The following is a 12,702-nucleotide window of genomic DNA, read 5'->3' on the forward strand; positions in this document are numbered from 1 at the left end:
CTTCTGCGGTTGTATTTTGTTGCGGTTTTTGGGTGTATAAGCGGTTGCGCCCAGCCTTTGCTGACGTGTTATAGCAAAATGCGACCACTTAACGCTATGATTCACCAGAGTTTGCTAAGTTTTATAGCTTAATTGATGATTTCTGATTCAAAATCTTATAAGAGTTTCAGATGTCCTAGGAATATGCGTGTGTGCTATGGGTGAGGAAATTGCAATATCTCTAAAAAATGTCTCAAAATGTTACAAGCGGTATACTCGTCCGGTAGATAGGCTCAAGGAAATTTTGCTACCAGGAAAGAGTAGATCTCAAGAGTTTTGGGCATTGCGGGATATTAACCTAGAGATTTCTAAGGGAGAAACTTTGGGAATTATTGGTCAAAATGGCTCTGGGAAAAGTACAATACTACAAATTATTGCCAAAACGCTGACACCTACAACAGGGGAAGTCCAGGTTGATGGGCGGGTTTCAGCATTGTTAGAGCTTGGTAGTGGCTTTAATCCTGAGTTTACAGGGCGGCAAAATGTGTTTTTTAATGGACGGCTATTGGGATTAAGCCAAAAGGAAATTGAAGACAAGTTTGATGAAATTGCTAGGTTTGCAGATATTGGAGATTTTATTGACCAACCTGTCAAAACATATTCTAGTGGTATGTTTGTCCGGTTAGCGTTTGCTGTTGCAGTGAGTGTAAATCCTGACATTCTCATTGTAGATGAGGCCTTAGCAGTAGGTGATATTTATTTTCAGCAAAAATGTTTTCAGCAAATCAGACAACTGAGAGATTCAGGAACAACACTTTTATTTGTTTCCCATGATCCGGTGGCTGTATATAAACTTTGTGATCGAGCTATTTTGCTGGAATCAGGGCAATTAGTTTTGGATGGTAAGCCAAGACAAGTTATTGATTTGTATGAAGCTAAACTTCTGAAAAAGAATGACGTAGCACCGGAAAAAATTGAAATTCAAATGTCATCTAATGCTAATGGTAAAAAATCACAGGAAAACACAAGTGATTTAGCTAGTAAAGAAGAATCAGATGAAATAGTTATTAATTTACCAGAAGTCAGTATAAAGTTTATTAAGTTTTTCGATGAAAAAGACAAAGAAATTGAATCTGTCATTAGTGACCAGAGTATGCAGTTATCTATAGGATTGCTGTTCTTAAAGTCTTTTGAAGATCCACATATTGGCTTCAAAATTAGGGAGAGGACTGGAGAAGTTGTCTTTGAAACAAACACAGCCTGTATGGGAGAAAAAGTAGGTAGAGTGAATTGTGAAACCTTATTGGAAATTCGTTTTCAATTTGAAATACCTATCAGACCAGGCGAATATACAATCACAGTAGGTGTAGCTGATGGTTACCTTGGAGAAGGTTTATTTAGACAAACATTACTTTATGCTCATAATTTTGCTGTTTTAAAAGTACTAAGAAATCAAGAAGCGATACTTTGGTCAGGCATAGTCAACCTTTATCCTACTATATCTATTTTGACAAGCAATCATGTTTGACTTGATAATTCAAAAAGCAAAAGAAACAGAATATGATTTTAGAAAAAATTTCTATCCAAACGAGCAACTGGAATTTGGTTTCAATCATTGGATTGATTACTACAAGTTAAAGTGGTCAATTGCTCATGTCTTGAAACCTTCTTCAATCCTAGAAATAGGAGTCAGTTTTGGTTATTGCGCTGCAGCGTTTCTACATGGGCATCCTGCTGCTCACTATGTTGGTCTTTTAGATATAGAATCCTATAAAAGTTTGAATGGAGTCATTGATTGGGCGAAAAAAATTACGACTCAATTTGCTACTGAATTTATGATTACTGATACACAAGCAATGAAACGCTTGCCCGGTGATATCTACGATCTCATTCACATTGATAGACAACGGAATGAAGATGCTTTCTTCCATAATTTCAAGCTTGCTATTCACCAAGGACGCTATGTGCTACTTGATGGTTACTTGGATACCCAGCAAAGTTTTCTGGCTATTAGCTGTTTCCTATTTCGCTATGCAAATATCTTAGATTGGTATGGAGTGATACCAGGTTATTCTGGACAACTGCTTATAAAAGTTTCTGAGGATTATTTAAGGCAAGTTAAGGAAGAACAACAATCTAACATTAACTCTAGTTTAGAAATTCGTCAAACTTACACATCTGAGTATTACACCCAAGACTGTGGTGGTTATGATGCTTACGAAAAAAATCAAGGGAAAAAGTTAGAAGACCCAAGGCTAAAAGCTATTGCTACTATTGCTAGTTTAAAACAATCAGGACGTGTACTCGACCTTGGATGTGGTCGTGGTGAACTGAGTTTCTATTTTGCTCATCGAGGCTTCACAGTGACAGCTGTTGATTATTCACCCAATGCGATTGAGTTGGCAAAGAAATGTTTTGATGGTGAAGACCAACTCAAGGAAAAGGTAGAGTTCATTTGTCATGATGTTTGTCATGTGCCTTTGTCAGGTAAGTATGATTTAGTATTAGCATCTGATGTTATTGAACACTTATCCTTTGAGGAAGTGGATACGCTTTATCAGAAAATGGCACGACATCTTCAGCCAGATGGATTATTTGTTGTGCATACGTTTCCGAATCTTTGGTATTACAAGTACGACTATCAACGCAAAAGGAAAATAGCTGCTTCTGTTGGAGCTTATTTACCAGCAGAACCACGTTCCAGATACGAACTGCTGATGCATATTAATGAACAATCTCCACGGATTTTGAAAAAGCAGTTAAGTAAATACTTTAAGAATGTATTGTTATGGTTTGGTTCTCCAGAAAATCCTGGTGGAAGTCTAGTGAGAAATTTTTCAATAAGAGAACTATCTGCAGCCCCAAGCCTGTTTGCGATCGCCTCACATAAACACATAAATCAGGAACAGCTAAAAAATAGTTTACAAATGTGTCCTTTACCCGCGATTCCTAGTGGACAAATCAAGATAATAGTGATGGATTCTCCAAGAGAAGCAAATGTTAGTAGTGAATTTGAAATTCAGCTAGCAATAGAAAATAATAGTGACTTTATCCTTAATAGTTTTGGTTCTTACCCTGTTCATATCGCTTATCATTGGATGAATGCTCAAGCGAGTCAGTATATTGTTTTTGAAGGAGAGAGAACAGGTTTAGTTCCTCCGTTGCAGAGAGTTCAAAATACTGTTTTGCAATCATTATTGGGGGGTCAAAGAACGAAAGAAATATACACTGCTAAAGTAAAGGCACTTCCTGAAAAAGGCGACTATATTTTAAGAGTAACGCTGGTACAGGAAAATATACGCTGGTTTGATAATGTACCAACTCAGTTGATGAAAGATATTTTCATCACTTTACTCTAGAGATTGTATAGTATGATATTTGACTTAACGAATAACCAGTAGAGAAGAGTTTTATAGGTAGAGTGTAAAAATGATGAATGCTAATAATCCGGAAATCAATATTGACGAATTAATGGAGAAAATACGGGCTGAGGTGGCTAAGCGTCACAGTCAATCTCAGTCAGTAGAAACGACAGAGCAGTCAGAGTCAACGAAGACAACATACAAGTTAGAATTGCCCTACATAGCACCAACATTTAATTATAATTTCATCCACCTAGAAACTTTGTTAAGAAATGCGGAATCTAGAGCGATCGCCCGTACAAAATGGCCAGATAATCTTAGTAAGTTTCCTTATAACTTAAGTAAACCTATACAAGTCATAGCTTTAAAAATACTAAATTTTCTATTCAAAGACCAACGGGAAGTCAATTTTAATGTCATTCGTGCATTAAAAGAATCTGTCGCTCTTAATCGACAACTAATAGAACAAATAAAAGATTTGAGAGCGCAAATAGAATGCTTGGGTGCTGTAAATACTCGCCTGCAAGGAATGGAAGAGCGCCTAAGTGCTGTGGATAGTTACCTGGAAGTCATGAAAGAGAGTTTGGGTGTTGTATGTCATCGTGTTCCAGAGATAAATGAGGACTTGAATCATTTCAGTAGTTGGATTGGTGTCATACAAGAGCGCTTGGATACTGTTAATAGTCAAGAGCATCCCATAAATGAACATCTAAAGACTGTTGATTCTCGTATTCAAGGATTAAATGAACATTTTGGTCGTGTAGATTCTCGTATTCAAGGAATAGATGAACATTTGGGTCGTGTAGATTCTCGTATTCAAGGAATAGATGAACATTTGGGTACTGTGAATGGTAACGTAAAAAACTTGCACGAGCAACATCTGAGAAACGACAGTTTCGTTAAAAACGACTTAATGCAGCAAAAGCGCTTGATAACCATGTTTTTGGAAGAAGTGCGCCAGCGATCGCCAGAACCCATCAACAAAGAACATTTGGAAACTTTTGTCAAGGAAGAACAACATTTCTTAGATGCCTTCTACGTTGCTTTTGAAAATCAATTTCGGGGTACCCGTGAAGATATTCATAACAGGTTAAAAGTTTATCTACCTTTACTTGAGGAAGCCAAGGTTGGTACACCCGATTCTTTTATTCTGGATGTGGGTTGTGGACGTGGCGAATGGCTGGAACTACTGCGGGAGTCTGGCTACACAGCAAAAGGTATAGACATAAATAGAGTCATGCTAGAACAGTGTCGCACAAGGGGACTAGATGTGATTGAATCAGATGTTCTTGCATATTTGCAGTCTTTACCCGATGCAAGTCTTGGTGCAGTCACTGGCTTTCATATTATCGAACATTTGCCATTTGAGACGCTGATGAAGTTGTTTGCTGAAACAGTTAGGGTTCTTAAACCTGAAGGATTAGTCATTTTTGAAACCCCAAACCCAGATAATATATTAGTTGGCAGTAGTGGCTTTTACACAGATCCAACTCATCGCAATCCCTTACCAAGCCCCACAATCAAATTTATTGCTGAATCTTTTGGTTTATGCAAAGTCAAAATCATGAACCTTCATCCTTCAGAAAATCAGAAATTAGATGTAGATAATTCTGTTCTAGCTGAACGCTTTAATCAATATTTTTATGGTTCTCAAGACTATTCTGTGATTGGGTACAAACATGGGTAGCTACAGAATTGCAGTCGTAGTGCCAAGAATGGCAAGTGGTGAAATCGGTGGGGCTGAACGCTTTCATGAAGGACTAGCAAACTCATTGAACTCTTTAGATACCCATGCAGATATTGTAAAAGTTGTCATTGATGAATCAAATTTTGAAACGATAGAGGAGTCGTACCTCCGTTGCTATGACTTAGATGTGTCTGCATATGATGCAGTCATTTCAACAAAATCGCCTACCTATCTTGTGCGGCATCCTAATCATGTATGCTATCTACAGCATACTATTAGAGTTTTCTATGACATGTTCGACAGAGAATTTCCCTATGCCGATGAAACTTTAAAAAAACAGAGAGAACTGATACACAAATTAGATACGGGGTCTTTAAGATCTCCAAGAACTAGAAAAGTTTTTTCCCAAGGACACGAAATCCGAAATAGACTTCTCAAATGGAATGGTATAGACAGTGAAGTTTTGTACCCTGGCATAGTTTTGAATTGTACTCAACCAAAAAATTATGAGTATATATTTATGCCAGGAAGACTGCATCGTTGGAAACGGGTAGATTTAGTCATTGAAGCGATGCGCTATGTTAAATATCCCGTTCATCTTAAAATTTCGGGTACAGGTGAAGACGAACAACAATTACGTAGTTTGGCTGGTACTGAAAAACGTATAGAATTTTTAGGTCGAGTTTCCGATGAGGAACTCATTAATTTATATGCAAATGCTTTAGTCGTACCGTTTGTACCCATTCAAGAAGATTATGGCTATGTGACTTTAGAAGCTTTTGCTCATGCAAAACCAGTGATTACCTGTGAAGATTCTGGTGAACCCTTGCAATTTGTGAAAAACAGTATCAACGGTTTTGTTGTTCCGCCTCAAGCAGAAGAAATTGCTAAAGCCATAAACGACTTGTTTGAAAATCCAGAACAAGCAAAAATCATGGGTAACAGAGGCAAGCTTGATACAAGTTATATTACCTGGTCTAATGTATCTCAAACGCTTTTGAATTTTTTACGAGGGTAAATGGAGGTCACGTGACTCAGCATTCATCATTCCAAGTTACTGTCTTAGATATGCAGCCTATCGATCCGCCTGTTGGTGGTGGAAGGCTGAGGCTACTGGGTTTGTATCATGGAATCGGTGAAAACCTTCCAACAACCTACATAGGAACCTATGATTGGGAAGGTGAAAAGTATCGAAAGCACCGTTTGAGCAATACTTTAGAAGAAATAGATATTCCTCTGAGTGAAAAACACTTTTCTGTTTGTGCTGAATGGCGAGCACGGGTGGGTGGTAAAACTATCATCGATTCTTGCTTTAATTTGCTAGCTCACCATTCACCTGAATTTGTGGAAACAGCTCTTAGTAAAGTCGCTGAATCAGATATTGTCATCTTTTCTCATCCTTGGGTATATCCTCTGGTTAAGGATAAGTTAAGAGTACGTCCACAGCTTGTGGTTTATGATTCACATAATGTAGAAGGCTTTTTGAGAACCAGTTTATTAGATGATGGTGCTTTTGGCACTGAAATTGCGAAAAATGTCGTCAGTATAGAGTATGAACTTTGTCAAAATTCAGATTTAATTCTTGCCTGTTCGCATGAGGACAGAGAATTATTTCATAGGCTGTATAATCTTCCTTTTAGCAAAATAGCTGTTGTTCCTAATGGCGTGTTTACTGATAAAATTTATAAGAGTGACAGTCTCAAACAAGCAGCCAGAAAAAAACTAGGCGTAGGAAACAGTCCACTGGCTATTTTTCTTGGTAGTTCCTATCCACCAAATGTTGAAGCCGCAAGTTTTATTATTGAAAAGTTAGCTCCTGCTTTGCCTCATGTCAAATTCGCTATCTGTGGAGGCGTCGGTGGTAACTTCAACCAAAGAGAAATTATTGAGAGAAATATTCATAACGTTATTATCACAGGTTTTTTACAAGAAGAAGAAAAACTGACTTATCTCGCAGCAGCTGATCTTGCTCTTAATCCAATGTTCTCTGGTTCAGGCACGAATATCAAAATGTTTGATTACATGGCGGCTAGTCTACCTGTTATTTCAACACCTATCGGAGTACGAGGTATATTTCAAGGTTCAGAACCATCATTTCTGATTTGTACTCAAGAAAAGTTCGTCAACAGCATTGAGTCTTTGCTTAAGGATAAGAAGTCTGCTGAAGCTTATGGCGCTGCTGCTAGAGATGTTGTAGAAAGAAAATATTCTTGGCAATTAATTTCCAAAAATTTAGGGCTTCTGTTGTACAGAAATAGATTGAAGCTGGACAAACAGCGCCCATTTTTTAGTGTCATTATTCCCACATATGAAAGACACAGCAAGTTAAAAGAATTGCTTGATTGTTTACAAAAACAAGTTTTTAAAAATTTTGAGATTATTATAGTTGACCAAAGTAAGACTTCATGCAAACCGGTTCAAGAATACTCTGAGCTAGATATTCTTTATATCCACACTGACATTAAAGGAGCTGTTACAGCGCGAAATACAGCCGCCTTTTATGCAAGGGGCGAAGTTTTAGCTTTTACTGACGATGATTGTTTACCACAGCTTGATTGGCTAAATAATACTATAAAGTATTTTGAGAATAAATATGTTGTTGGTGTAGAAGGGCTGATTGTTTCAGATAAACTCGAAGACAGTAATTACCGTCCTGTAACCAATGTTGGATTTGAAGGAATTGGTTTTATGACTGCCAATTTACTGCTTAGACGGGAAGTGTTTATGGCGGTGGATGGATTTGATGAATGTTTTGAGAATCCTCACTTTCGTGAAGACACCGATTTGGGTTGGAGAATTTGCCATTATGGCAAAATTCCATTCGCACACGATGTATGTGTCTTTCATCCTCCTCATCTTCGGACTGATATCCGTGAAAGTCATGAACAAAGAAATCGTTTTTTTGAAAAAGATGCATTGTTAATGAAAAAGCATCCAGAACGTTATCGGGAACTTTTTTTACGAGAGGCTCAATACAACAGAACACCAGGATTTTGTGAAAATTTATTAAGAGGAGCAATAAAATACAACGTGGAAATTGATAATTTTTACTTGTGTTATCTAAAAGAGGGAGACCAATGATTAAAATTAAAACTTTTAGCGATGCTCTAAAAAGGATTTGGAAAAGCCAAGATAAATGGTCATCATCAGTAGAGATTAAGCAAGAAGAAATCCAGAAAGAAGAAATCCAGAGTGAAATATCTTTTGCACAGCAAATTCTGACAAATTCTAACATGAGTTCTCTGCTGTCAACAGATATACCACCAATAATTCGTACACATTTGGATCAAGCACAAAAATTATTGAACGAAGTAGAAAAATTAGTTGCTAGCAATAGTCACGGAGATTACTTTAAGTCATCAACGCCTAGATACCTCCATTACTTGGCTGCTGCAATGACTTTGCCAAGTCAATCAAAAATATTAGATGTCGGTTCTGCACCAGGACATGTTGGTATAGGCTTGCATTTGCTTGGTATGGATGTTGTTGGTGTCAATTTGAATGAAGCTTGGCGTAGCACATATTCTTCACCTGAGTGGTTGGAGAAATTAGGCGTAATAGAACATGATATTGAGAAAGCAGATCTTCCTTATACTCAGAACAGTTTCGATGCAGTCTACTTTACTGAAGTGTTAGAACATATAGCAATTAGAAATCCGCTTGAAGTTCTATCCGATTTAAGAAGGGTATTAAAACCAGATGGATTGATGGTGCTATCTACACCGAACATATGTAATATCTCAAATATATATGCTTTGATGAACGAGGTTAATATTTTTTGGCAGCCGGAAATATTTTATGGCGGCTTAGATAGGCATAATCGAGAGTACACACCCAAAGAAGTTTACAATGTTGTAGAAAAAGCAGGTTTTACAAATATACAAATGTATGGAATTAACAGTTACTGTAATTGGCGCTATGGGACTGGTGACTATGCTTATAAAGTTGTTTCTGCGCTTGGTGATCATCATCCATTACTACGAAATACAATCATACTATTGGCAAAAAAGTAATTTGTATTCATCAAAATAGACTTTCATCTAGGTGGTAAGATCATAGATTTTTCTATGTTGAAGAGGAGTTAATAAGTGAATATGAAACTATCTGTAGTTATTCCCTGCTTTAATGAACTAGGAACTATCGGTCAAGTTATTGAAGCCGTTAAAGCATCTCCAGTTAAAGACTGCGAAATTATTATAGTTGATGACTGCTCCACAGACGGGACGCGTCAACTACTCAAATCTAGGATAGAGTCACAAGTCGCTCAAGTTATTTATCATCAAAAAAACCTGGGTAAAGGTGCAGCTTTGCGTACTGGCTTTGCTGCTGTTACTGGTAATATTGTCATTGTTCAAGATGCTGATTTGGAGTATGACCCTCAAGAGTATCCAATCATGATTCAACCTATTTTGGAAAACAAAGCTGATGTAGTCTTCGGCTCTCGTTTTCAAAGTGGTAGACCTCATAGAGTTGTCTATTATTGGCACAGAGTAGGGAATGGATTTTTAACAATGTTATCTAATATGTTGACAAATATTAATTTGACAGATATGGAAACATGCTACAAGGCATTTCGACGGGAAGTCATTCAAGCTATTCAGATACAAGAAAATCGATTTGGATTTGAACCGGAAATAACTGCAAAAGTTGCAAAAATGGAATGTCGCATTTATGAAGTAGGTATATCATATTACGGTCGTACTTATAAGGAAGGTAAAAAAATAGGTTGGAAAGATGGATTCAGAGCTATATGGTGTATTCTTAAATACAATTTATTGACGATAAGTTAAAAATATGAGCCTCTCACGCTTCGCAAGAAACCTTCCGGGAACGCGGGTCGCCTGGCTGTCGGGAAACCCGTCACTCGCGCGCTTACTCACCACTAGCAACAGCCTTAAGAAACACCATCCCCCTTCTACCCTGTTCCCTGTTAAGCGTTCCCTGTTAAGCGTTCCCTGTTCCCTGTGTTTCTTGAGAGTTTCTCTGGAATCAACTGAAAAATAATCATTAACATCCATGTATGAAGTTTTTTATTAGACCTCAATTTCTGTTGTATGTCGTTTTTTGTATTGTAGGTGTGTTTAACGCATTTCGTCCTACAATAATGTCTGGATTTGCATATATGCAAACAGACCCAGGAGATACACGATTAAATCATTACTTTTTAGAACACCTGTTTCAGGTAATTTTTAATAAGAACTACACTGGTGAATTATTCTCACCAGCTTTTTTTTATCCATATAAAAATGTTCTGACTTTTTCAGATAACTTGTTTGGCTCAGCTCCTATCTACTTTATACTGAGGGCATTTTTCTCACTAGAATTGTCATATCAGTTGTGGATGATTGTGGTTTGTGTACTATGCTTTGTTAGCTTTGCTGTATTGATGCGGTATTACAAAGTAGGTCATGTACCAGCTGCAATTGGTGCTTTCCTTTTTGCGTTCGGAATGCCAAGAGTTGTTAAAATAGGTCATCAACAGCTACTTCCTCAGTTTTTCACACCACTAGCTTTCTTGTTTCTATGGAATTTCCTGAGATCCCCAAGGAATAAACCACTCGCATATTCACTACTACTTATTTATTTTCAAGTACTAGCAGGCATTTACTTGGGCTGGTTTTTAATGTTCTCTTTAGCTATTTTTACAGCAATAACTTGCCTATTAGATAAAAGTGTTTGGCAGCGTTTAACTATCTATTTTAAGCAGAATTATAAACCAGCTATTTTGATAACTGCTATCTGGCTGTTACTAATGCTTGGCTTACTAGGACCTTATATAAAGGCTAAGGGAATACTTGGTTCTCCCTCTTACACACAAGTAGACTCTATGCTACCAAGGCTTTCCTCATGGTTTTTACCAGCCCCTGATAGTCTTTGGTGGTCTTTGTTATCAGAGAATTCCAAGCATTTACCAATGGCTCATGAACACCATATATTTCTAGGATTTTTGACTATATTACTGACTGTACTATCCATATATACTCTACTGTATCGCAAAAATATATTGAATGATGAAAGAACTCTGCTAATAAAAATTTGCTTACTTGTAGCTCTGACTATTTTTATTATTACCCTCCATGTGTCAAATAGTTGGTCAATATGGAGAATTGTTTATGGAATTGTACCTGGCGCTTCGGTAATTAGAGGAGTCACTCGTATATGGACAATGTTTTATTTCTACATCCTAGTTGCGGTGATCCTTTGTCTAGACTCTATACTGCGTACTATGCTTAATCAGCGATTGCGTATGACAGCAGTCAGTCTACTTTGTATTGGGTGTGTCTTAGAACAAATTGTCACTAACTCACCTAGTTTTGCACTTGCACCTTTAACAAAGGAGGTTGCACAAATTCAGGAACTAATGCAAAAAGATTGTGATGTTGCATATGTGACTCTAAAAGCTGAAGTACCACCTTGGTCTTCACAGCTATCGGCTATGTGGGCTGGTATTAAAGCTAATATACCTGTTGTCAATGGTTATTCAGGGAATGTACCCCCTAACTATGGTCGCATGGAAGACTCAATGAGTACGCCTCAACTCATCAATTGGCTAGGAGAAGACAGTAGAGGACAACTTTGCATAATATCCCAGAAGTCTCTGAAAAATGATGATAAATTAGTCTCCATGTACTCGGTTAAAGAAAATTTAAGTTCTTCAGGTAATTGGACTTCTTATCATCTACAACTGCCTATTAGCAAAATCTTCTCACAAAAAATAGAAGTATATGAAATTCCTAAAACTGTAAAAATAGCTTCAGCAATTAAAGTCCCAGTTGTTGTTAAAAATATCAGCAACTTCTTATGGTCTACTAAAGGTAAGCATTATACATCCTTCAGTTATCGTTGGCTAGACTCTGAAGGAAAGTTAGCAGTTTTCGAGGGGGATGGCGATCGCATACCTCTTCCTTTTGATTTATCTCCTGGAGAGTCAGCAGCAATTAATGCAGTTATTAAAACTCCTACAAAACCAGGACAATATAGCTTGATTTTAACAATGCTTCAAGAGCATGTTGCTTGGTTTAATGACAAACAAGCAGAGTCTCCAAAATTTGAAGTATCTGTCACTTCAAAATCTTAATAAGTAATGAAAGTGGCTAAAAACAAAAGTCAATAGTTGTGATGAAACTTTATGAACATACAAGAATTTTTTTTACTGATAATGTCTGTCATGGCTAGTGTAGGAGGGCAATTTTTTTTAAAGGTTGGTGCACTGAAATTAGGAAGCTTAAATCCAGGAAACACAATTGGTCAAATTCTTAGCATTGCTACAACACCTGAACTAGTAGTTGGGCTAAGCTGCTATGGTCTAGGCGCTATAGCTTACATTCTACTTTTAACTAAAGTAAATCTGAGCATTGCAGGTCCATCTGTGTCCCTCGTTTATGTTTTCTCAGTTTTAATGGGTTATTTCATATTTAGAGAACCTATTCCTATGATGCGTCTAATAGGCTTGAGCTTCATTGTCAGTGGAGTGATATTAGTGATTTGGCAAAAGTGAATGAAATAACAGGAAAAAATATGCATTCAGAAGCGGAAATTTCATCTTTCAACACGAGTATTGCTTTTGGCGTCAATACCTCAGGTTACGTTAACAGCGAATTTGGACTGGGTGAAGGTGTCAGATCAACTCTTAGAGCACTTGAAGCGGTTAATATTCCTTTCGTTATTAATAAC

At 37.2% G+C, this 12,702-nt stretch carries 9 protein-coding genes and 1 pseudogene; all 10 read left to right on the forward strand.

The window, feature by feature from the left end; all coding sequences use genetic code 11:
• Positions 1-196 precede the first annotated feature (196 nt).
• Positions 197-1,507, forward strand: coding sequence for an ABC transporter ATP-binding protein (locus DP116_RS18430; RefSeq protein WP_169156554.1), 1,311 nt, complete (start codon positions 197-199; stop codon positions 1,505-1,507).
• Positions 1,500-3,338: a class I SAM-dependent methyltransferase gene (locus tag DP116_RS18435; RefSeq protein ID WP_169156555.1), complete on the forward strand. Its 1,839-nt coding sequence runs from the start codon at positions 1,500-1,502 to the stop codon at positions 3,336-3,338. The genes DP116_RS18430 and DP116_RS18435 overlap by 8 nt, the downstream gene beginning before the upstream one ends.
• A gap of 70 nt (positions 3,339-3,408) precedes the next feature.
• Positions 3,409-5,028, forward strand: coding sequence for a methyltransferase domain-containing protein (locus DP116_RS18440; RefSeq protein ID WP_169156556.1), 1,620 nt, complete (start codon positions 3,409-3,411; stop codon positions 5,026-5,028).
• Positions 5,021-6,046 (forward strand): glycosyltransferase family 4 protein, encoded by a 1,026-nt coding sequence (locus DP116_RS18445; RefSeq protein ID WP_169156557.1) that lies wholly within the window; start codon positions 5,021-5,023, stop codon positions 6,044-6,046. Before DP116_RS18440 ends, DP116_RS18445 begins: the two co-directional genes overlap by 8 nt.
• A gap of 11 nt (positions 6,047-6,057) precedes the next feature.
• Positions 6,058-8,109, forward strand: coding sequence for a glycosyltransferase (locus DP116_RS18450; RefSeq protein ID WP_169156558.1), 2,052 nt, complete (start codon positions 6,058-6,060; stop codon positions 8,107-8,109).
• On the forward strand, positions 8,106-9,041 hold the full coding sequence (locus tag DP116_RS18455) for a class I SAM-dependent methyltransferase (protein WP_169156559.1): 936 nt from the start codon (positions 8,106-8,108) through the stop codon (positions 9,039-9,041). The genes DP116_RS18450 and DP116_RS18455 overlap by 4 nt, the downstream gene beginning before the upstream one ends.
• 81 nt (positions 9,042-9,122) lie before the next feature.
• Positions 9,123-9,818, forward strand: a complete 696-nt coding sequence (locus tag DP116_RS18460) for a glycosyltransferase family 2 protein (protein ID WP_169156560.1) — start codon at positions 9,123-9,125, stop codon at positions 9,816-9,818.
• Between the two features lie 230 nt (positions 9,819-10,048).
• Entirely contained in the window at positions 10,049-12,106 is a 2,058-nt protein-coding gene (locus DP116_RS18465; protein ID WP_169156561.1) for a putative glycosyltransferase family protein, read from the forward strand.
• Between the two features lie 51 nt (positions 12,107-12,157).
• Entirely contained in the window at positions 12,158-12,526 is a 369-nt protein-coding gene (locus DP116_RS18470) for an EamA family transporter (protein ID WP_211173367.1), read from the forward strand.
• A gap of 20 nt (positions 12,527-12,546) precedes the next feature.
• A pseudogene (locus DP116_RS18475) lies at positions 12,547-12,702 on the forward strand (glycosyltransferase); the annotation flags it as partial.

Origin of the sequence: Brasilonema bromeliae SPC951, assembly GCF_012912135.1 — a bacterium.
Lineage (GTDB): Bacteria > Cyanobacteriota > Cyanobacteriia > Cyanobacteriales > Nostocaceae > Brasilonema > Brasilonema bromeliae.